The sequence below is a fragment of the Pseudoalteromonas sp. GutCa3 genome (genome assembly GCF_002836155.1).
Lineage (GTDB): Bacteria > Pseudomonadota > Gammaproteobacteria > Enterobacterales > Alteromonadaceae > Pseudoalteromonas > Pseudoalteromonas arctica.
Map to the genome: position 1 here is coordinate 277522 of NZ_PJBK01000067.1, position 23330 is coordinate 300851.

Annotated in this window: 18 protein-coding genes; 12 read left to right on the top strand and 6 right to left on the bottom strand. The window is 39.3% G+C overall.

The features are described 5' to 3' along the window. The first annotated feature begins 41 nt into the window (after positions 1-41). Together CXF64_RS11210 and CXF64_RS11215 are read left to right on the top strand one after the other, a co-directional pair. Complete coding sequence (locus CXF64_RS11210) at positions 42-3215, top strand: TonB-dependent receptor (protein WP_007582416.1); 3174 nt, start codon at positions 42-44, stop codon at positions 3213-3215. Positions 3216-3551: 336 nt separating this feature from the next. Next, positions 3552-6671, top strand: coding sequence for a TonB-dependent receptor (locus CXF64_RS11215; RefSeq protein ID WP_101217041.1), 3120 nt, complete (start codon positions 3552-3554; stop codon positions 6669-6671). Positions 6672-6723: 52 nt separating this feature from the next. On the opposite strand, the gene CXF64_RS11220 is transcribed toward CXF64_RS11215, so the two are convergent. After that, on the bottom strand, positions 6724-7155 hold the full coding sequence (locus tag CXF64_RS11220) for a MarR family winged helix-turn-helix transcriptional regulator (protein ID WP_101217042.1): 432 nt from the start codon (positions 7153-7155) through the stop codon (positions 6724-6726). Positions 7156-7306: 151 nt separating this feature from the next. Between CXF64_RS11220 and hmgA the strand changes: the two genes are divergently transcribed. Further along, a complete protein-coding gene (hmgA, locus tag CXF64_RS11225; RefSeq protein ID WP_101217043.1) occupies positions 7307-8608 on the top strand; it encodes a homogentisate 1,2-dioxygenase in 1302 nt (433 codons plus the stop codon). 2 nt (positions 8609-8610) lie between these two features. Next, positions 8611-9240 (top strand): maleylacetoacetate isomerase, encoded by a 630-nt coding sequence (gene maiA, locus CXF64_RS11230; protein WP_076925654.1) that lies wholly within the window; start codon positions 8611-8613, stop codon positions 9238-9240. A gap of 11 nt (positions 9241-9251) precedes the next feature. Here the strand turns inward: maiA and CXF64_RS11235 are convergent, their stop codons facing one another. Further along, positions 9252-9485, bottom strand: a complete 234-nt coding sequence (locus CXF64_RS11235) for a TIGR02647 family protein (RefSeq protein WP_007582405.1) — start codon at positions 9483-9485, stop codon at positions 9252-9254. Positions 9486-9623: 138 nt separating this feature from the next. On the opposite strand from CXF64_RS11235, the gene CXF64_RS11240 reads away from it, so the two are divergent. Together CXF64_RS11240 and CXF64_RS11245 are read left to right on the top strand one after the other, a co-directional pair. Then, on the top strand, positions 9624-9926 hold the full coding sequence (locus CXF64_RS11240) for a DUF1496 domain-containing protein (protein ID WP_101217044.1): 303 nt from the start codon (positions 9624-9626) through the stop codon (positions 9924-9926). Between the two features lie 54 nt (positions 9927-9980). Further along, complete coding sequence (locus CXF64_RS11245) at positions 9981-10289, top strand: VF530 family DNA-binding protein (RefSeq protein WP_010553962.1); 309 nt, start codon at positions 9981-9983, stop codon at positions 10287-10289. A gap of 50 nt (positions 10290-10339) precedes the next feature. Here the strand turns inward: CXF64_RS11245 and CXF64_RS11250 are convergent, their stop codons facing one another. Beyond that, positions 10340-11959, bottom strand: a complete 1620-nt coding sequence (locus tag CXF64_RS11250) for a diacylglycerol kinase family protein (protein ID WP_101217045.1) — start codon at positions 11957-11959, stop codon at positions 10340-10342. A 349-nt stretch (positions 11960-12308) separates the two neighbouring features. Here CXF64_RS11250 and CXF64_RS11255 point away from each other — a divergent pair, with 349 nt between their 5' ends. The 6 genes from CXF64_RS11255 to CXF64_RS11280 all read left to right on the top strand — a co-directional run bounded on the left by CXF64_RS11255 (position 12309) and on the right by CXF64_RS11280 (position 17991). After that, positions 12309-12851, top strand: a complete 543-nt coding sequence (locus CXF64_RS11255; protein ID WP_101163574.1) for a sigma-70 family RNA polymerase sigma factor — start codon at positions 12309-12311, stop codon at positions 12849-12851. After that, on the top strand, positions 12848-13531 hold the full coding sequence (locus tag CXF64_RS11260; RefSeq protein WP_101217046.1) for an anti-sigma factor: 684 nt from the start codon (positions 12848-12850) through the stop codon (positions 13529-13531). The genes CXF64_RS11255 and CXF64_RS11260 overlap by 4 nt, the downstream gene beginning before the upstream one ends. 158 nt (positions 13532-13689) lie before the next feature. Then, positions 13690-15282 carry a DUF4331 domain-containing protein gene (locus CXF64_RS11265; protein WP_024600512.1) on the top strand — a complete coding sequence of 531 codons (1593 nt, stop codon included), beginning with the start codon at positions 13690-13692 and terminating at the stop codon, positions 15280-15282. Positions 15283-15293: 11 nt separating this feature from the next. Continuing rightward, positions 15294-15803 (top strand): Ig-like domain-containing protein, encoded by a 510-nt coding sequence (locus CXF64_RS11270; protein WP_024600513.1) that lies wholly within the window; start codon positions 15294-15296, stop codon positions 15801-15803. A gap of 53 nt (positions 15804-15856) precedes the next feature. Then, a complete protein-coding gene (locus CXF64_RS11275) occupies positions 15857-16882 on the top strand; it encodes a hypothetical protein (protein ID WP_076925668.1) in 1026 nt (341 codons plus the stop codon). After that, positions 16879-17991 (top strand): HupE/UreJ family protein, encoded by a 1113-nt coding sequence (locus CXF64_RS11280; protein WP_101217047.1) that lies wholly within the window; start codon positions 16879-16881, stop codon positions 17989-17991. Before CXF64_RS11275 ends, CXF64_RS11280 begins: the two co-directional genes overlap by 4 nt. A 65-nt stretch (positions 17992-18056) precedes the next feature. On the opposite strand, the gene CXF64_RS11285 is transcribed toward CXF64_RS11280, so the two are convergent. The 3 genes from CXF64_RS11285 to CXF64_RS11295 form a co-directional block, all read right to left on the bottom strand. After that, a complete protein-coding gene (locus CXF64_RS11285; RefSeq protein ID WP_101217048.1) occupies positions 18057-18683 on the bottom strand; it encodes a TetR/AcrR family transcriptional regulator in 627 nt (208 codons plus the stop codon). A 96-nt stretch (positions 18684-18779) separates the two neighbouring features. After that, a complete protein-coding gene (locus CXF64_RS11290) occupies positions 18780-20198 on the bottom strand; it encodes an efflux transporter outer membrane subunit (RefSeq protein WP_101217049.1) in 1419 nt (472 codons plus the stop codon). Continuing rightward, positions 20195-23329, bottom strand: a complete 3135-nt coding sequence (locus CXF64_RS11295) for an efflux RND transporter permease subunit (protein WP_007582390.1) — start codon at positions 23327-23329, stop codon at positions 20195-20197. Before CXF64_RS11295 ends, CXF64_RS11290 begins: the two co-directional genes overlap by 4 nt. Position 23330 lies beyond the last annotated feature (1 nt).

Genomic DNA, 23330 nt, shown 5'->3' on the forward strand with positions numbered 1-23330 from the left:
TGTATTAAATTTATATAACCTACACACGGGAAATCAACATTATGACTAAGCTTCGCCTTTCGAAATTAACTGGAGCGGTAATTTTAGCTCTAGGTGTTTCTACAAGCGCAATGGCTGCTGATACTTCATCTGCAATGCGTGGTAAAATTACAACGCCTTCAGGTGGCAGTGCTGCAAACGTTAAAATCAAAGTAATTCACCAACCAACGGGAACTATTAGCGAACTAACTACAAACGAAAGTGGTACGTTTATCGCTAATGGTTTACGTGTAGGTGGTCCTTACATGGTTATCATTGATTCTGATACGTTTAACGATACCACTGTTGAAAATATATACTTGAACCTTGGTGAAACTTACCGTTTAAGCTCGCAGCTTGCTCCGCTAAACATCGAAAAGATTGAAGTGTCTGGTTATAAGATTGTTCAACAATCAGGTGGCTCTAGCAGTACATTTGGCTCTGACACTATAGAAAATATGCCAAGCTTTAATCGCGACATTAAAGATATTGCGCGCTTAAACCCACTTGCCAGTATTAATGGCAATGGCGAGCTAACGTTTGCAGGTAGTAACCCACGTACAAACGGTTTAACTGTTGACGGTATTGGTCAAAATGACGACTTTGGCTTGAACTTTGGTGGTTACCCTACTTCTCAGCCTCCTGTTGCACTTGATGCTATTGAGCAAGTTTCTGTTGATGTATCTCCATTTTCGGCTTCTAAAGGTAACTTTGGTGGCGGTACTATTAATGCAGTAACAAAATCTGGTACAAATGAGTTTAAGTTCTCTGGCTTTTATGAAATATCTACTCCTGAGATAGCTGGTGATGTTGATAATATTGTACAAGAAGACGATCTTGATGAGCTAGGTCATAAAACTTACTCTACAAATAAAGTAGAGCCAATTAAAACTGAAGAAAGATTTGGTTTTAATGTCGGTGGAGCGATTATTGAAGATGAGCTGTTTTATTTTGTTAACTATGCAGAATGGTCAAGTGAATTAGATCTAGATTACGGCTTTGACGGTTCTGGTGCTTCAAATGAATTTAATACTTCTGAAGCTAACTATAATCGTTTCATTTCTATCTTAAATAATGAATACGGCTTAACTGATTCATTAGCCGGTGCGCCAGAAGATACAAACAAAAACTTGCTTGTTAAATTAAGCTGGAACGCAAGTGATGACCATCGTTTAGATTTCACTTATCAATGGCAAGACGACCAAGATGAGCGTAACTCTAGCACAGGCGGTGATAATATAGCCTTAGTTTCAAGTACTTATGCATACGTAACTAAGTTTAATAACTTTTCATCTAAACTTTACTCTGATTGGACTGAAAACTTTTCAACAGAAATTGGTGTGTCGTATAAAGATGTTACCTCTGATAGCGCAACTCGCTCTAACTTAGGAAGCATTACTGTTGAGGAAGACGGTCGAAATGGTCCTTCTTACAACTTTGGTACAGATCAATACCGCCATGCAAACCGTTCAGAAACACAAAACCTAACTTTTACGTTAGACGCTACGTATTTAATGGATGAGCATGAAATAAACTTTGGGGCTCAGTACGAGTCACTTCGTTTATATAACTTGTTTGCTCAAAACTCTCTTGGAACGTGGAAATTTGATAGCTTAGAAAATTTTGAAAACCGTGAGATTGGTTCTTATGATTTCTCTTATCAAAATGCTTACACTAATGATTCAGCTGATACAGCATATGATGTAAGACGTAACCAGCTAGCGCTTTACATAGAAGATACTTTTTATGTAGGTGATGATTTAGAAGTTACAGCAGGTATTCGTTATGAGCGCTTATCATCTGATGATAAACCAACTCTAAATGAAAATTTTGCTAATACGTATGGCTTTACTAACCAAGAAAATCTTGATGGCCTAGACATTATACTTCCTCGTGTTGGCTTTAAGTACTACGTAACAGAAGCGCTTACTATTAATGGTGGTATTGGTCGTTTCCAAGGCGGTATTCCAAATGTTTGGTATAACAATTCATTCCAAAGTGATGGCATTACTTTAGTATCAGCACAAAACGATGTAATTAATGATTACTATGCAAATAACACAGCTGATATTACTCAGGTTCCTGATGAAATAAAAAATACATTAGAGCAAGGTGCTGGTAGCGTTGCGTATATCGACCCAGATTTTAAATTGCCTTCAAGCATTCGTACTCAAATAGGTTTTGAATATGAGTTTGATTCTGAACTATTGGGTGATGGCTTTAAATGGCAAGCAGAAATTGCTTACCATAAAAAAGAGAATGAAGCGGTATGGCATAATTCGTCAATTAACCCAGTAGGCTTAGCTGCGGACGGCGAACGTGTTATCAATCAAAGTATTTACAGTGGCGATAATGTTGACATAGAAATGACTAATTCATCGGATGATGGTCGTTCAATTATTATTTCAACGGGTATTGCTAAACAATGGGACAATGGCCTGTTTGTATCGGCAAGCTATGCTCACCAAGATGTTACAGAATCATCAGCAGGTTCAGCTTCTCAGGCAGAAGGTAACTATAAGCACAATATTACAGTAAATCGTAATGAAGATATTGCAGCACGTGGCTTTTACGAAGTTGAGCACAGCTTTAAAATTAACTTAGCGTATAACACTGAATTTTTTGAAGGATATGCAACCAAGTTCAATGTTTATTTTGAACGTCGTTCAGGTCGCCCATTTAGTTACACAATGAATATGTATAAAGATGAAGACTTAGGTGATACTAGCTCTTTATTCACTAATGGTGCTTACTTACCTTATATCCCTACAGGTGCTGATGATCCGAATGTAAATTGGGCTGATTCTAAAATGACTTGGGCTGAGTTAGAACCGTTATTAGAGCGTGCTGGTATATCTCAACGTGGTGGGATCTTAGGTAAAAATACAGCAACGCAACCTTGGGTTACTACAATGGACGTTAGCATTAAGCAAGAAATACCTGGCTTTGCTGAAGGCCACACCGGTGAGGTTTATCTAATGATTGATAATTTCGCAAACCTTCTAAACAGCGACTGGGGTGTAGAAAAACGCTTAGGTTACTCTAACCAAACTATTTATGACTTTGGTGGCCTTGATGACCAAGGCAGATATAAAATAGACAACAGCTTTGGCGGTGCAGATGTGCGTAATTACTCACAAATCAGTTCATCGTCATCAGCTTGGCAGGCTAAAGTTGGTATTAGCTACAAGTTTTAAGTCTTAATAGGTAAGTAATAACATATTAAGTTATTTGTTAACAAAACCCATTGCAAAATTGTAATGGGTTTTTTGTTTTTCACCCCCCAATTTCACATGTTTGTCATAAAGCCCACGTAATATATACCCCGATATAGAGTTATTGCTCGAAAAAACACTCAAATAGACAAAAATAGTACTATTTATTAAAAATATATTGCAGTTGTATTTTATTTGTAACGAATAAATAAGGTACACTAGTAACGGATTTTGAATAAATGAACTTTAACTGTTTATTTTGCAAAATTTTAAAATAAAAATATAAAAATTTAATTAATAACTACACGGGAAAATTAAATGAAAACTCAATTACGCAAAACAGCTCTTTCACTTGCTATTGCAGCATGTGTTGGTGTAAGTGGCGCTGCAATGGCTAACGAAACGACCTCTGCAATTAAAGGTCAAGTAATGGGGCCTAACGGCAACCCAGCAGCCGGCACTAAAGTAACAATTTTACACGTACCTTCTGGATCAGTAAAAACAACGGAAGTAAATGACGCTGGTTATTTCACAGCTAAAGGCCTGCGAGTTGGCGGTCCTTATAAAGTAGTTGTTGATTCAGATGTATATGCAGACCAAGAATTCAATAACATTATTCTTAATATTGGTAACGATTACCCAGTAAACGTTTCTCTTGAGTCACAATCAAGCATGGAACAAATTGTAGTTTCTGGCGCGCCAATTAGCTCTATGTCTGGTGGTACTGGTCCGGCGTCTACATTTACGCTAACTGATCTTGAAAATACACCAGCTATTAACCGTGATTTAAAAGACATTATTCGTATCGACCCGCGTATCACAATTGATGATAGCCGTGGTTCAATTAACTGTGGTGGTGGTAACCCTCGCTACAATAGCTTAACGCTAGACGGCGTTCGTATGAACGATAACTTCGGCTTAAGTTCAAATGGTTACCCTACTATTCGCGCCCCTTTCTCTTTTGATTCAATTGAACAAGTTTCAGCTGAACTTGCACCGTTTGACGTTCAATACGGTGGTTTTACATCGTGTAACATCAACGCAGTAACAAAATCTGGTGGCAATGATGTTCATGGCGCTGTTTTCTACGATTACACTAGTGACTCTTTCAAGGGTGATAAAATTGAAGGTGATGACGTTGATAACGGTAATTACACCGAAAAACGTTACGGCTTCAACGTAGGTCTTCCACTAATTGAAGATAAACTATTTTTATTTACTTCATATGAAAAACTTGAAGGTGTTCAACAGTTTAACTACGATGGTTTAAGCAGCGGCAGTGTAACTGCTGATGATATCTCGCGTATCACAAGCGTTGCTCAAACTGTATATGGTTACGATGTAGGCGGAATGCCTTCAAGTATGCCTGTTGAAGATGAAAAAATCTTAGTTAAACTAGATTGGAACATCAACGAAGATCACCGTGCAAACTTAATCTATAACTACAACGATGGTAATACTGTTTCACAGTCTGATACTGGTTCTAGCCGTGTATCACTATCTAATCACTTTTATGACCAAAGTGCAGAATTCACTTCAATCATTGCATCTGTTTACTCTGATTGGTCAGATGACTTCTCTACTGAAGTTCGTATTGGTAAGTCTGAGCTTGATGCAACAGTACAATCACTAGATGCAGCAAGCAGTTTTGGTGAAATGCAAATTCGTACCGAAGATGGTGGTACAGTTTATATTGGTCCAGATGACTCACGCCAATCAAACGATTTAGATTACGATACAACTACATTTAAAGTTGCAGGTACTTATTACCTAGATCAACATACAATTACTGCTGGTTACGAGTTTGAAGAGTTAGATGTATTTAACTTATTCGTTCAGCATACTGAAGGTGAGTACCGTTTCAACAATGTTGATGATTTTGAAAATGGTATTGCAAGTGCTGTTTACTACAACAATGCTGCTGGTACAAATGATCCTAACGATGCAGCTGCAAGCTTTTCGTACGCTCAGCATACATTTTACGTGCAAGACGAGTATTCATTCACTGATTTAGATGCAAACATCACGTTTGGTCTACGTTATGACAAATATACAAGTGATGATGTACCTAACTTAAATCAAAACTTTACTGACCGCTATGGCTACAGTAACCAAAGTACATTTGATGGTATCGATTTAATTCAACCACGTGTAGGCTTCCAATGGTACGCTACAGATGCACTTGAAGTACGTGCAGGTGTTGGCTTGTTCTCAGGCGGTAACCCTAACGTTTGGTTATCTAACTCTTACTCAAACGACGGCATTACAAACATTAGCGCAAACCAGTTTGGTTCTATCGACTTGTTCGCAACACCTAATGTAAATAATGGTACTCCAGGATTTGAAGTACCTCAGTCTCAATTTGATGCAGTAGCTGACACAGTAATCGGCTCAGGCGATTCAACTGCAAACGCTGTTGACCCTGACTTTGAAATCCCATCAGAGTGGAAATACTCACTTGGTGCAACATACACAACTGAAAACGAGTACGTAATCTCTCTTGATTACTTATATTCGAAGAAGAAAGACGCTGCGTTAATGCGTGACATCGCACTTCAAGATTCTGGCGAAACTACATTTGATGGTCGCCCTATTTACGAATCAATTGAAGGTCGTGAAAACGAATACTTACTAACAAATGTGAGCGGTGATAGCGGTGATTCATCTGTTATCTCATTAGCTGTTAGCAAAATGTTTGATAATGGCGTAAGCGTTAACTTTGGTTATGCATATACAGACTCAGACGATGTTAACCCAATGACAAGCTCTGTAGCTGGTTCAAACTACGGTAACATTGCACTAACTGATCCAGGTAACCCAGGTGTTGCTTCATCTGATTACGAAATCCCACATCGCTTTACTATGACTCTTGGTTATAGTCATGAGTTTGTTGATGGATTTGCTACTCGCTTTAACTTATTTGGTGAAGCATATAAAGGCTTACCATACAGCTACACGTTTGATGGAAGTGATGGTACTTTTGGTGACAACAACTGGAATGGTAACCGCCAACTATTGTATGTTCCACTTGAAAACGATCCTAACGTTGTTTACGACATGAGCGCTGCTGATATCAATGAATTCAATGATTTTATCGCATCAAATGGTTTAGAACGTGGTCAAACGACTAGCCGTAACGCAGAAAACTCTGATTGGTTTGTTAAGTTTAACTTTAAGTTAACACAAGAGCTTCCAGGCTTTATGGAAGGTCACAAAGGTGAAGCATTCTTCGTAATTGATAACCTTACTAACCTGTTAAACGATGATTGGGGCGTACTTAAGAAAGGTCCTTTCGTTGGTGCTAGCATGATTTCAACATCACTTGATGATCAGGGTCGTTACGTTTACTCTGACTTTAATGCGAATAATGCAAATACATCTGTACAATCAGATGCATCTGTATGGCAAATGCGTGTAGGTCTTCGTTACACTTTCTAATTTAGAACTGTAACCTAAGACATCTTTTAAAAGCCCACTTTGGTGGGCTTTTTTATGCCTTTAATTTGTTATTTAACTTTTCAAGTATACTCACTAGCACCTCGTATTCTTCGTTGGTTAAAGTGCTCAGTAATTGTTTTTCCCAATTTAGTGCATCGGGTGTTATTTGCTCATATAAGCTTTGGCCTTCTTTACTCAGTACAAGTAAGGCCGCGCGTTTGTCTTGCTTATTTAATTCACTTCTCACTAAGCCTCTATCTATTAGTACTTTTACCGCGCGCGACACTGTCGATTTATCCATATTTGCTTGTGTGCATAAATCCTTTGCGTTGCTTTGCCCATACTGCGCTAAATTAGCAAGTATTCGCCACTGGGGAATATTTAAACCGTACTTAGTTTGATAAACCTTGGCAAAATCGTTACTTACATGTGTTGCTATATTCGTTAATTGATAAGGTAAAAACGTTGCTAAATCAATTTTCATTTTTGGTTATCCCAGCTTTGTAAGGTTTACTTTGGTGTTCATTAATATTTACACAGATGCGTAGTTGCACATTTGATATTAGTCTCACTTGAGAGTACCTTAACTGAAATAATAATAATATTAAACCAACCCCCTCTCACAGGAGTCAGTAATGGCGACACAATTAAGTTATATGACAGGTTTTGGGAATGAATTTGAAACACAAGCGCTACCTGGTGCATTGCCAATAGGACAATTTAGCCCACAAAAGGTTAAATACGATTTATACACCGAGCAATTTAGTTCGACTGCATTTACGGCTCCGCGTGCTTCAAATCGTCGCACTTGGTTTTACCGCCTTCGTCCTTCGGTAGTGCAAGGTGATTACCAAGAAATTGATAACGGCTTAATAAGAACAGCCCCAATCACTGAAGCCGTAACACCACCAACAATGCTACGTTGGAACCCTATTGATATGCCTTCACAGCCTACTGACTTTATTGATGGCTTGGTAACAATGGCAGCTAATGGCAGTGCCAATGGGCAATCGGGTATTGGCATTCATGTATATGTCGCTAATCAGTCAATGCAAGGGCGTTACTTTTGTAATGCCGATGGCGAAATATTGTTCGTCCCTCAGCAAGGTGAGTTATTAATTCACACCGAGTGCGGTAAGTTAAGCATTAAACCAGGTGAAATTGCTGTAATTCCCAGAGGAATTAAGTTCGCTGTTGATTTAATTGACGATACAGCCCGTGGTTATATTTGTGAAAATTACGGCCATGCGTTAGAGCTTGCAGAGCGAGGACCTGTTGGTGCCAATGGTTATGCCAACGACAGAGACTTTCAATATCCCGTTGCTGCCTTTGAAGATAAAGAAGGTGATTTTGAGTTGGTTTCTAAATTTAACGGTAATTTATTCAGCTGTGAAATAAAACACTCACCTTTTGATGTTGTTGCATGGACGGGTAATAGCTCCCCCTATAAATACGACTTATCGCGTTTTAATGTAATGAATACAGTGAGCTTTGATCACCCCGACCCGTCTATCTTCACTGTGCTAACCTCTCCTTCGGCTACTGAGGGTATGGCAAATGTCGATTTTGTGATATTTCCACCTCGTTGGATGGTAGCCGAAAATACATTCCGCCCGCCGTACTACCACCGCAATATTATGAGCGAATTTATGGGCTTGATTGAGGGTGTATATGATGCAAAAGAGCATGGTTTTGTACCTGGTGGCGCAAGTTTACACAATTGTATGTCGCCACATGGACCTGAAGCCGACGTATTTGAAAAAGCCTCAAACGCTGAGCTTACACCACAAAAATACGAAAACACATTGGCCTTTATGTTTGAGTCGCGCTATATAATTTCACCGACAAAATATGCACTAGAAGGTAAAGAACGCCAACCAAATTACACCGATTGCTGGCGTACTATAAAAAAACAATTTACAGGTGCAGAGGATTAGTTATGAAATTATACAGCTACTTTCGCTCATCAGCGGCTTATAGAGTGCGTATAGCGCTTAACTTAAAAGCAATCGATCATAAACTTGCTATTGTTAACCTTTTAAAATCGGAGCAGCTTGGGGAGGAATACTTAGCAACTAATCCCCAAGGGTTACTACCTGCACTTGAAACCGATGATGGTGTTTTAGCGCAATCGCTTGCAATACTGGAATGGCTTGATGAAACTTATCCGCAATCGCCATTAATTACAGGGACTGCGTGGCAAAAAGCACAAATAAGAAATTTAAGCTTTGCCATTGCCTGCGATATTCATCCTGTTAATAATTTACGCGTGCTGAAGTATTTATCAAGCGAATTAGGTGTTAATGACGAGGCTAAAAATAAGTGGTATCGACATTGGATAGAAGTTGGTTTTGAAAAAATAGAACTGATGCTAAACAAAAATGATGACTACTGTTTTGGTAACCAACCAACACTTGCTGACATTTGTTTAGTGCCGCAAGTATTTAATGCACTTCGTTTTAACGTAAATATGAACGTTTATCCAAAAATTGCAGCCATTTACGAACATTGTAATAAATTAGCTGCATTTAATGATGCTGCACCGCAAAATCAACCCGATGCAAATTAAACTAATTTAGTCTAACTTTGTAGCGCACTATGAATAACCGTAATATGCTCAATTAAATCTAAGCCCAGATCAGTTAAATATCCGCCATCTGGGCTATCTATAATCCCTTTTTCAAATAAACGTTGCGCTGCACTAAGTAAGCTTGGTTCTGCGTCTGAGTGTAATTTAATACCCTGCATTTTACTGTCGCGAGGAAATTTTGCTAATAGTGTGAATTCTTCGATCATTGTTTGATTAAATTGCATTGTGTGCACCTTTTTATTTGAATCTGAGTTGTTCTGTGTGTAACTAAGTTTATAATTAAAATCACTTTGTGTACTTTACACTAGCACGTTTTTTAGCTTAATGTATTATTTTTAACCCACCCTATCTAAAGGCCTCTAATGCGTAACTTTTTAATTCTATGCTTTTGTTTTAGCAGCTTATCGTATTCAATACTTAGTGAAGCAACAACCCTTAAAACCCATTCAATTATTGATGCAAACCAGTTTGTAAATGAAGAATCAAACTGTTGGTACGACAACAAACGCTATAGCGAAGGCGCATTAATACAAATTCACTCATTTACACTTTTGTGCGGTGCTAAAACACTCCAGCACAGTAACAGCCAACTCATTTGGCTTAAAATAGATAAACAGGGTAATGCTATTTACCCAACAGCTCCTAAAACAATCACTGTGAATTAGCGCTAAAAGCTGATTTGAGCTACAATGCACGCAGTTTAAATAAGTAGTATGGCTATGGATAATCAACCTAAAAACCCTTTACATGGGGTAACGTTAGAACAAATACTTGTTGAGTTAGAACAGCGACTTGGCTGGAGAACACTTGGCGAGCAAGTAAAAATTAAATGCTTTACTGATCAACCGAGCATTAAATCGAGTTTAAAGTTTTTGCGTAAAACGCCTTGGGCTCGCGACAAAGTGGAAGCACTTTATATTCACACTATAAATAACAAACCTATTCGTAGACCAAAAAGTGCACCGAGAGAAACATCTTCTCAAGCGCCGGATACAACAGGGTTTGTTTGGCCATCAATTAAAAAATGATGTAAAAAAGGAGCTAATTTAGCTCCTTTTTTGATTGTAAATAGCGCGATTTATTGCTCTTTGCAAATCACATTTAATGAGGCCGGCTCAATAGTAATAACGAGTTTGTGAGCAGTTTTAACTTCACCGTCAAGTACGTACTTAAGCTCTCCTTCGCCAGTCACCTCGACTCTTTTAGCATTTGTATGATGCGAATTTATAGCTAAATGTGTTTGCGTTAAACTGCTAAACATTAGTTCTGCAATACTCAATATTGTCGTAGAATTTTCATTATTTGGTGTTAGCCAATTTACATCAAGAAGCCCGTCACTATGATCTGGCTGCCCACCACCTTGAGCCAATAACGTTGTAAAAGGTGCAGCATTAGCCACAATAAAGCTATTTGTACATATTTCTTTCGGCTCATTATCATCGAGTTTTACACTAAGTAGCTGTGATTTCTGCTCGCCAAACGCTTCAAAAAAACCATTTAAATAGGCAAGTTGCCCCGACTTATTTTTCGACTCTCTATCTGCTTTTTCAATCATTGATTGCTCAAAACCAATGCCCGCTAATAAAAGTACTAATTCGTTATTACAATAAGCGGTATCTATTGTGCTTGTTTGACCATCAATTATTAAATCACAGGCTTGTTCAACAGGAATAAATTTAGAGCTAATCCCCATCAATACATGCGCAAGTGCGTTTGCAGTCCCCATTGGTATAATACCTAGCTTACATTGTGTATTTACAAGTACGCTTGCAACTTCGGCCACTGTACCATCGCCTCCACACGCTATTATTATGTCTGGTTTTTGCGTAATCGCTTGTTTAGCAAGCTCAATACCGTTTACGTCTTGTGAAGTAGTAAGTACTTTTAAATCGTAATAGGCCGATAACCGCGCAACAATTAAGTGCTCTTTTTCTTGCCATAATCGTGTACCAGATACTGGATTTGCAATTAAAACTGCTTTGTTTTTAATCAGCAGCTCACCTTTTTTATGACGCTTAGCTAAATGACGAAGCTGATGCTTATTTAAGTTTGCGGTTTCGCGGGTTTCCTTTATTTGTGCAAGTACTTCATGTACATCTGCATTTTTGTTTTGACTCAATAAATAAGCCGCCATTACAAAAACAGACCGCCCACGGCCTAAGGCGCAATGTACAACTACGCGACGGTTTTCTTTAATATGATGATGTATCCAATTAATAGCCTGATTTAACTGAGAATGGGTAGGAATACTATGATCGAGCACCGGAATGTTTAAGTAATTTATATTCTCTTGTGTTGAACTCCACTCGAGTCCGTCGAATTCACACGTAACGTCTAAAATTGCAGTAATTCCGTTATCTTTTAATGTGTCTATGTCTGAGGGAAATAATCGGCAAGCTAAAAATAGGTTCTCATTTATTTTTTGAATTGGCGGCACTTTATCGTGCTTACGTGACCAGGCATTATAAATTTGCACACCAAATAAAAATGGCACAAACGCCCACCGTATATAAAATGGGATCACCCCATTTTCACGTTTTCTAAATATTTTTGCTGTATTAAAAATATATGCGGTACTCACTAATAAAAGTGACAGCGCAGTCCAATAAAAAACAATAGCAAAGTAAACAGAGTTTACTTCCCAACCAATAAAAATAAGTAGTAATGCTAAAAGTGAATAACCAATTGCAGCCCACATAGTCTCTCCTTTGTGTAAATAATTCCGATTTTCTAATTTTAATTTAAACGGCTTTATGTACTCTTTTGCAAATATCACGCCATATAAATGGCATTTTAAATTCAAATTAAAATCATAAGCTATTGATATATAATGTTAATAATAAAATAAATTTAAGTGCAATCTGCTCTTTGTGCATTTTTTACAAACATGTGAATAAATTATACTTACACGTCTAAATTTCAAACACTGATCGGTTATTGCTTGTACTAACGTATAAAGCAGCTAATCTAAAAAGCAATTAAATTTTTTGCATCCAAATCACACTCTCAACCGTTTACTCAATGATAATAAGAAAAACAGGACCCCTATGGATAACGATGATTTACTCCCTCTTCTGTGCGCAACAGCACAAGGAGACAAAAATGCTTTCTCAAGTTTATATCAACAAACTAGCGGCAAACTTTTTGCTATTAGTTTAAATATGCTCACTAACAGAGCTTATGCGGAAGAGGCACTACAAGATGCTTTTATAAAAATTTGGCATAACGCATCTGAATACAACGCCTCTAAAGGCACCGTTATTAGTTGGATGATAAGTATAGTTAGGTATAGAAGTCTTGACTCACTGCGCTATCACAAAGTACGAAAAGAGCAGTCGTTAGGCGATGACGAATATGAAAATGAAAATGAAAATGAAAATGAAAGTATCGACGTTAATTACGATGAAGAAACGAAACTGGTTAATTGTATCGAACAGCTTGAGCCGCAACAAAAACAAGCTATTCACTTAGCTTATTATAAGGGGCTGAGTCATAGCGAGCTAGTGGATCATATAGAAACGCCATTAGGTACAGTTAAAAGCTGGATCAGGCGTGGGCTCATGCAGCTACAAAGGTGTTTAACGTTATGAATTATAATAAACCCGAATTATTAGACGCACTTGCTGGGCAGTATGTTCTTGGCACACTTAGAGGACTTGCACGTAAGCGCTTTCAGCGTCTTTTGCTTAATTCAAATCAAGCACGTGAAGCAACAAGTCTATGGGAGCAAAACCTAAACAACTTAGCGAGTGCTATTACGCCGCAAACGCCACGTGACGAGGTATGGGTAAATATACTACAACGTATTGAAAACAGGCCACAAACAAGTAAAACAGTGATACATACCAAGCCTTCAATTTGGCGTACATGGTCTTTTGTGGCAACTGCTGCGTGTATTGTTTTAGCCTTTTTAGTTATTCAACCTAGTACCAATGTTATGCACACTCAACAAATTGCTTTGGTTCAAAATCAAGATAAACAATCATTGTGGTTTATTGATGTAAGCGAGCAAGGGCTCTCAATTAAAGCCAGTAGCCAATTGGTTGCCCAAACTAATAAAGATTATGAGTTGTGGATGATTTTAAAAGGGCAAGATGCACCTATTTCACTGGGTTTACTGCCCAAGCAAGGCAGTAAAATATTATTTAAAGATAACCGCTTTAACGCAAGTGATATCGCATTGTTAGCAGTGAGCTTAGAACCTATTGGCGGCTCGCCAAATGGCTCTCCTACTGAAGTGCTTTACACCACAGAGCTAGTACTTTTATAACCCTACTATTATGACTAAAGTTGGCTGTTTACTTAAAGCAGCCAACCTTCTTTAAAACTTTTTTAACAAAATATAAAATTAATTTAACTTTTTTGCATCCAATTTAAATCCTGCCCCGTTATTAGCTATGACTTCAATCAAAACTAAAGGACAAAGTCATGAAAGCTTTAACTCCATCAATACTCGCAGTAGTAATATGTAGTACATTTGTAAGTGCACCAAGTGAAGCATCTAGCCACAGAGAAGCGCCAAATATAAGCCGTTTCCCGACTTTAGATTCAACCGATTTTTATGTATTTAATAGTTACGAACAAGGTCGTGGTGATTTTGTAACACTAATAGCTAACTATATCCCGCTGCAAGATGCATACGGCGGTCCTAATTACTTTGCAATGGACCCAGATGCTACCTACAGCATTCATATAGATAACGACGGCGATGCTGTTGAAGATATTACATTTGCGTTTAACTTTAAAAGCATGCTCCCTAACGACAATCAAGGCGTGCAATTAACAGTTGGACCTGAAGGTAATCAACGCACAGTTTCGGTACCACTTAAAAATGTTGGCGGCGTGGCTGCAGGTGACGACAGCGCAGCAAATTTTAGTGAATCATACACAATGACCATGATTAGCGGCGCGCAGCGTACTGGCGAAACAACGGTATTAAATAACACTGCATCAAACTCAAGCTCATTTTCTAAACCGCTTGATTATGTAGGTGATAAAACATTTGGATCGATGAGTGATTATCAAACTTATGCAGATCAATTTGTTTATCAGGTTTCAATTCCTAACTGTGAGAGCATGGCACAAGTTTTTGTAGGACAGCGTAAAGACCCGTTTGTAGTTAACCTAGGTAAAACATTTGATTTAGTTAACTATGTACCTGTAGAAGGTGATAGCGCCCCTGGTGCTGGTGACGGCGGTGGTTTTCCAGGTGGTATAACGCAATCAGCTGATAATGACGACCTTGCAGATAAAAACGTAACATCAATCGCTATCGAAATACCTAAAAGCTGTATTGTCGGTGAAGGTAACGGCGTAATAGGTTCGTGGACAACAGCAAGCTTACCTCAAGCACGTGTATTAAACCCCAATGCTAAATTTGCTAATAATGCGGTAAACGGTGGTGCATTAACTCAGGTTTCACGCCTAGGTAGCCCGCTTGTAAATGAGCTTGTAATTGGCATTAAAGACAAAGACACATTTTCTACTGCGCACCCTAAAGACGATGCACAATTTTTAGATTATGTATCTCACCCAGCACTACCAGAGTTATTAAATATTTTGTTTAAAGATGCTGTTAATACCACTCTTGGCGCAAACTTAGAAACTCTGGCACCCACTAACTTCCCGCGTACTGATTTAATCACTGCATTTTTAACGGGTTTTGCAGGCGTTAATCAACAAGCAACGGTAACACCTTCAGAAATGCTGCGTTTAAACACAGCTATTGCAGCAACAGCACAAGCTGATCAATCTGCATTTGGTGTAGCTGGCAATGACTTAGCTGGTTTCCCAAATGGTCGTCGCCCGGGTGATGATGTAGTTGATATTGCACTGCGCGTTGTGATGGGTCGCTTATGTCACCCTATTCCTGTAAATGGCGAAGACACTGACTTAGGTCTTTGTACACCAGAGGATGCTAATACGGGTACAGTTCCATTTACTGATGGCGCACCTATTGATGCAACAATGATGGACTCAACATTCCCATACCTTGCAACACCTATTGCAGGATCTAAATAAGGAGTTAACTAATGCGTAATTTAAAAACTACCCATATTTGTGTTCTCCTCAGTGCATTAACATTGGGTGCATGTAGTAGCGATGACGATAAAAAACAACCTACACCGGTTGTAAACACCGCACCTACAGCAAGCGATGCAATGCTAACAACACAAACTGAAGTAAGCATTACCGATATGCTTAACGCAAGCGATAATGATGGCGACTCACTTACTTACTCGTTAACAAGCGAGCCAATGCTCGGTACTGTTAATGTTGACAGTGATGGTAACTTTACTTATACACCTAATAAAGAAGCAACAGGTTCAGATAGCTTTATGTTTGGTGTAAGTGATGGCGTTAATTCGCAAGTTACTGCAACAGTAAGTATTACGATTGAGGCGCTGCAAGTTGACTTTGCTCAATTTGCAACCGATGCATTTAACCAAGCGCCAAATGCAGAGCCGTTAACTGTTAATGGTCGGGTGTTTACAAACACCGATACCGATGTTGATGGATTAATTTCTACAAGCGGTAACTAACCAAGTCATTAAGCTGACAGGCCATGGATGGCTTTTTTCAAAGGATATTTATAATGCATTTATCAGTACTTAAACCCCTCACTATTATTGCTATTTGCTTAACCTCTTTCGCGGTGAGTGCGGCTCCTTATACTCCAAAAGATGACGCAGTTATTGCCTCAAGCAATTCAACACTTAGTGCCTCTCTCTCTGTTGACGAAATAAATACTTTAGTGACTAATAGCCAATATGCAGGCCAAACAGAGCGCTTACAAGGGCTACTTAAAACCCGCTTAGCTCAGTTATATAACCAAACACCCACGTCTCAAATTGGTTACTTATATGCTCGTGTTTTACAAAAAGAGCACCTTTTTGACGAAGCAATTAACGTTGCCAACAACGTTTTGATTACCGAGCCAAAGCACAGTAATAGCCATTTGTTACTGGCCAATATATTGATGACCCAAGGTGAATTTACAAAGGCAAAACAACACTGTGTTGCCTTGATTGGTCAAGTAAGTACCATTACTGCTAGCACTTGTGTACTAGACGTACAAAGCCAGCATGAAAGCGTTTTAGACAGCTACCAAACATTAGTTAAAATTATAAACAATAACCAAACTAGTTTAGCTACAAACCATGTTTTAAGTGAAATGAGCTACCGTCTAAGTAACTACAAGCAAGCTTTGTCTCACTTACAAAGCGTAGATTTAGTTCAAGCTCCTGTGAGCCTCATTGTGTTATGGGCCGATATTCAAATTGCGCTAAATCAACCTCAACAAGTATTAAATACATTAAGCGTACTGCTTCCAGATAAAAGTAATTTAGAAGATGCTATTTTACTAAGGCTTTCAATCGCAGAAAAAAAACTAAATAAACGCGATAAAAAATGGCAAAATACAATGGCGAAAAGAGTTACACTTAGAGAGCTTCGTAAAGATTCTTTTCATGCGAGTGACTTAGCTAAATATTACCTTGATGTACAACCAAATCGTGAAAAAGCACTTTACTGGGCTCATATTAATTGGCAACAGGCTAAAATGAGCACCGATGAGCAATTACTTATTAAAGCAAAAGCGATGCAACGAGATACACTATGAAAACGCCTTATCTATTTATACTCACTTTAATGCTGTGTATTTTCTCAACTTACAGCTTTTCCCATCAACTAAGTACAAGTTATATAACCCTAAATAGCAAGAACGATAACGACACCAACAAAAGCCAATACACGGGTACCTGGCAAGTTAATATCGCCGACTTAGAGCACACAGTGCCTCTGGATTTAGATAAAAACGGTCAAATTTCGTGGGCAGAAATAAAAGCAAAACGCAGCTCAATTAATAACTTCATTACAGAAAGTTTAAATATCACGCAAAACGCGCAAGCATGCCCATTAAAAAGTGAAGGTATCTATCAGCTAGATAACCATTTTAACCAGCCTTATTTGGTTATTCCGCTGCTGTTTAGCTGCAATGATAGTGAAACAATCTCTCTTTCGTATTCTGCTTTTTTTAAAACCGATGCTAATCATAAATCTATCGTAAATATAAACGGTGTATCTCGTGTATTTAATATAAACGAGGCACAGCAAACATTCAGCTTTGAGCAAACAAGTTATTTAAGTACGTTTAATCAATACGTGTATCAGGGTGTTTTACATATCTGGATTGGTATTGATCATATTTTATTTTTAATCGCCCTGTTACTTACCTGTGTTTTAAAGCGCAGCGATAAAGCATGGCAAGGTATTAGCTCTAAAAAACAAATTATTAAACACACAGCATGGATAGTAACCGCGTTTACATTTGCGCACTCTATTACGCTTACCGCAACAGCTATGAACCTTGTATCACCAAATAGCCGCTGGGTAGAGCTTGGAATTGCTATATCGGTTTTATTTGCAGCATTAAATAATGTGTGGCCGTTGGTACTTCGTTTAGGTTGGCTTACTTTTGCTTTTGGTTTACTGCACGGGATGGGATTTGCGAGCGTACTTGGCGAACTTGGCTTATCGAGCGACTATCAACTGCTTAGCATTTTAGCGTTTAATTTAGGCGTCGAAATCGGTCAACTTAGTATCTTACTAGTAGCCTTACCAATACTCATTTATGTACGACACTACACTTGGTATAAAAAGTGGTTAATGCCAATGGGCTCCGTTGCTATCGCAATTGTTGCACTTCAGTGGTCAATCGAGCGCTTTTAAATAGACTAAAATAAAAAAGCTAGCCAAATATTGGCTAGCTTACTTTTAGTTATTTATTTTGAGCGTTACTGGGCTTCATCAAATGGCATCAGTAATGTTTTCATTGCAGGGCGAAGTGCTATTAGTACCGTTTCTTCGGTTAGCTCAGGGTAGAGTAACTTTCTGAGTAATAACCCCGCCATCATCGAAAAAATAACGTTAATTCGGCTTTCAAGTTCAAGCTCATCAATGTCTTTGAGCGCACTTCGCTCGCTTGTTAAAAGCTGTCTCATGCGCCCTCTTGCTTGAATATCGGTTTCACGCAAGAGAGTTGCTACTTTAACATTTCGACCTGCTTCTGCCATCATGTCTAAATCAATAACACACGAGCCTGTATCCATATGCCTTTGCACACCAATATTTAAGCCATCTAAAAGAGCCGCTAAAACATCACCAGGATGATCTTCAAACTTTTGAAAGATAGAGAACATTTCTTCCATATCTTTTTCAATAATGCTTTCTATAATGGCTTCTTTACTTTCAAAGTAATTATAAATATGGCCTGCACTCATCCCTGCCGTTTTAGATATTTCAGCCATGCCTGCACCGTGGTAACCTTTTCGGCGAAAACACTCTGCAGCAGCTGTTAGTATTTGTTCGCGCCTAGCCAGTGCTATCGCGGGATCTGTTTGCCTTTTTGCTTTAGGCTTCATGTTCAACTCCACTACCAAGTCATAAACCCAGTAAAGCAAGAGCTATAAATAGTCTTGCCATGTAAATATGTAATGCGGCTTTAAAAGCCGCAAATATTATTTCTCTACCTGAGCTGTTTCACTGGTTACGTTCCATCCGCCACCAAGCGCTTTGTACAAGTTAATTTGGCTTGCAAGATACGCTTGCTGACCCGAAATTAACTGTTGTTGTGCGCCGTACCATGTACGCTGAGCATCAAGTACTTGCAAGTAGCTATCTGCGCCTTTTTCGTAACGCATTTTTGATAAATCAAACGTGATTTGTCGGCTATTTATAAGCATATCAAGCGCACTTAATTGCTCTTGGTAACCTTCTCTGTCAGCAAGTGCATCGGCAACTTCGCGAAACGCATTTTGAATTTTTTGCTGGTACGTTGCCACTGCAATTGCTTGATCGGCTTTTGCTACATCAAGATTTGCTTGGTTACGTCCCATATTAAAAATAGGTAAGCTAATTGACGGCACAAAACTCCATGTACCCGAGCCTGAATCAAACAAGCCACTTAAATCACTTGAAGCAGACCCGGCATTGGCTGTTAAGCTAATACTTGGATAAAACGCCGCACGTGCAATACCAATATTGGCATTTGCAGCAAGCATTAAATGCTCAGCGGCTTTAATATCAGGGCGTTGCGATAGCAAATCAGACGGTAAACCAACCGGCACTTCTGGCATGCTGATCAAGTTAGTCAGGTCTTTACTAGGCAGTAAATCAGCTGAAACAGATTTACCCACTAATAAATCTAGGGCACTTTTATCACGCTTTAACAAACGTTTGTACGTTGCTATGTCTACTTTTGCTGTAGCAACTGTACTTCTAAGCTGCTCAAGGGTAATCGAAGACGTCGCACCTAAATCAAAGCTTTTTTGCGTAAGCGATAATGACTCTTGCTGAGAGGTGAGCGTTTCTTTTGCAAGCTCTAGCAGTTGTAAGTCCGTCGCGTAACTAAGCCACGCATTTGCCAACTCTGAAATTAAAGACACCTGCGTACTGTATTGGCTAAGCTCTGTAGAGTATAAATTTTGGAGTGCTTGCGCTGATTGATTGCGTACTTTGCCCCAAATATCTAACTCGTAAGACGTAATGCCCACTGTTGCACTGTATTGCGAGCTAATAGCTGCATCGCCAGTACCCGACAAATCAGCCGGTAAACGCTGGCGCGTACCAGAAGCATTTAAATCAAGCGACGGATACAAAGCAGAATCTTCGATTTGATACAAACCACGAACACGCTGCACATTAAGCACTGCAATTTGCATGTCTTTATTATGCTCAAGGCTTTGCGTAATTAAGGTTTGTAGTTTTTCATCATTAAAAAACTGCTGCCAATTTAATTGCTGCGCAGCGCTTTGCTCAGTACCTGATGCATAAGCATCAGATACTGGTAGAGCAAGGTCTTTTTGCTCTGGCGCTAATTGACAACCACTTAGCACCAATAAAGCAATTGCACTTAGGCTGAATGTTTTAATGCTCATTCTGCGCTCTCCTTTGTTGTCTCGTTAGTTTTACCAGGGAATACACGGCGAACTAACACAAAGAACAACGGTACAAATACAACAACTAATATTGATGATGCGAGTGTGCCGCCAATAATCGAAATACCTAACGCATTTTGCGCACCAGAACCCGCACTTGAGGCTATTGCAAGTGGTAAAACACCACAAATAAAGGCCATCGAAGTCATGAGTATTGGACGTAAACGTAAGCGTACAGCTGCAATAGCCGCATCAACTAAGCCAAGCCCATCATCCATTTTATGAATCGCAAACTCTACAATCAGTATCGCATTTTTAGATGCCAAACCAATGGTGGTCAACAAGCCAACCTGCAAGTAAATATCGTTAGATAAGCCACCGCCTAGCGCTGCCATAATTGCACCAAATATACCCAGTGGCACAATCATCATTACCGCAAACGGTACCGACCAACTTTCATAAAGTGCAGCTAAACATAAAAATACAAACAACAGCGATAAGCCATATAGTAAAGGTGCTTGACCACTACTTGAGCGCTCTTGGAATGAAATACCGGTCCACTCAGACGAAATACCATTAGGCAGCTGTTTAACTAAACGCTCCATTTCGTCCATTGCTTGGCCTGTACTGTAGCCCGGCGCTGCACTGCCTTGAATTTCCATTGCTGAAAAACCATTGTAACGCTCTAAACGTGGCGAACCATACGTCCAGTAGGCACTAGCAAACGCTGAAAACGGCACCATATCGCCATTATCATTGCGCACATACCACTTATTTAGATCCTCAGGCACCATGCGCGATTGTGCATCACCCTGCATATACACTTTTTTAACTCGACCACGGTCAATAAAGTCATTCACATAACTACTACCCCATGCTGTCGAAAGTGTACTGTTAATATCGTTTTGCGACACGCCAAGCGCTTCGGCTTTTGCCAAATCTGTATCAAGTTGTAGTTCTGGCATATCTTCTTGTCCATTTGGACGTACGCCCGCTAAAATTGGACTTTGGCTTGCTAAACCTAATAACTGATTTCGTGCCGCCAAAAGTGCGTCATGGCCAAGGCCTACACGGTCTTGTAAGAAAATATTGAAGCCATTAGCAGTACCCAGTTCAACAATTGCAGGTGGCGGGAATGCAAACACAAACGCTTCTTTTATCGTTGAAAAGTACCCCATCGCTTTACCTGCAACACCTTGAACAGATAACTCGTCACGTTGACGCTCATCCCAATGTTTAAGGTTAACAAAGGCAATTGCTGAGTTTTGGCCAGAGCCTGCAAAACTAAAACCAGTAACGGTAAAAATACCATTCACAGCTTCAGATTGATCGTTTAAAAAGTGATTTTCTACCTTTTTAACAACCTCAAGCGTTTGCTGTGTTGTAGAGCCTGCTGGCAGTGAAACTTGGTTAAACAAAATACCTTGGTCTTCGTCAGGTAAAAATGCCGTTGGCAAGCTTGAGAATACATAAACCATACCGCCCACAATCACGCCATAAATAAGTAAGTAGCGTTTAGAGTGCGTAAGCATACGGCCTACAAAGCTTTGTGCACCTGAATTTGTTTTATCAAAACCACGGTTAAAGCCTGTAAAAAATCGGCCAAATAACGTCTCATTGTTATGTACATGGCTTGGTTTTAAAAGCGTTGCACACAATGCAGGCGTTAAAATAAGAGCAACTAAAACAGATAACCCCATCGCCGATACCAGTGTTATAGAAAACTGACGATAAATAATACCGGTAGAGCCACTAAAGAATGCCATTGGGATAAATACCGCAGAAAGCACCATGGCAATACCTACCAGCGCGCCTTTAATTTCATCCATCGATTTACGCGTAGCTTCAAGTGCCGAGAGTTTTTCCTCGGTCATTAAGCGCTCAACGTTTTCTACAACAACGATTGCGTCATCTACCAATAAGCCAATGGCAAGTACCATCGCAAACATCGTTAGCGTATTTATTGAATAACCAAAGGTGTACAAAATACCAAACGTACCTAGTAAAACCACTGGCACTGCTATTGTTGGTATAAGTGTTGCTCTAAAGTTTTGTAGGAACAAATACATAACTACAAAAACAAGTACAACAGCTTCAATTAAGGTGTGAATAACTTTTTCGATAGATAACGATACAAACGGCGTTGTGTCATAAGGTATAACAGCATCTAACCCTTCAGGGAAAAATGGTTTTAGCTCTTCAATTGCTTTTTTAACTCCAGCGGCAGTATCAAGTGCGTTAGCACCACTGGCTAATTTAATACCTAACCCTGATGCAGGTTGCCCATCGTAACGAGCAACAACGCGGTAGCTTTCACCGCCAAGCTCTACTCTAGCAACGTCCTCTAGACGTACAAAAGAGCCATCTGGATTGGTTTTAACTAAAATTTGTTCAAATTGCTCTGGCGTTTGTAATCGACTTTGCGCTGTTACTGTTGCATTAAGTTGCTGACCATCAACGGCAGGCATACCGCCAAGTTGACCGGCAGATACTTGTGCATTTTGCGCACTAATTGATGCACTAATATCAGCAGGTGTCAGCTTATAATTTTGTAACTTTGAAGGGTCTAACCAAATACGCATCGCGTACTGAGAACCAAACAGCTGCACTTCACCTACGCCTTCAACACGCGAGACAATATCTTGCACGTTTGATGAAACATAATCGCCAATATCAATATTGGTCATGCTGCCATCTTTAGACACAAAAGCATAAACCATTAAAAAGTTACGCGCTGACTTTGCAACTACAACACCTTGCCTTTGAACGGCTTCTGGTAATAGTGGAGTCGCTGTCGCTAGTTTATTTTGCACTTGAACTTGTGCAATATCAGGGTCAGTTTCAGCGCTAAACGAAAGTGTAAGCGTAGCAGAACCACTCGACTCAGACGTAGATGACATATAAAGCAGGCCATCAAGTCCTTTCATTTTTTGCTCAATAACTTGCGTTACCGTATCTTCAAGTGTACGTGCAGATGCACCAGGGTACGTTGCAGTAATACTCACTGCAGGTGGTGCAATTGAAGGATACTGCGAAATAGGTAAACTCCTAATCGCCAAAATACCTGCAAGCATCACTACAATAGCGAGTACCCAAGCAAATATCGGTCTATCGATAAAAAATCGTGACATT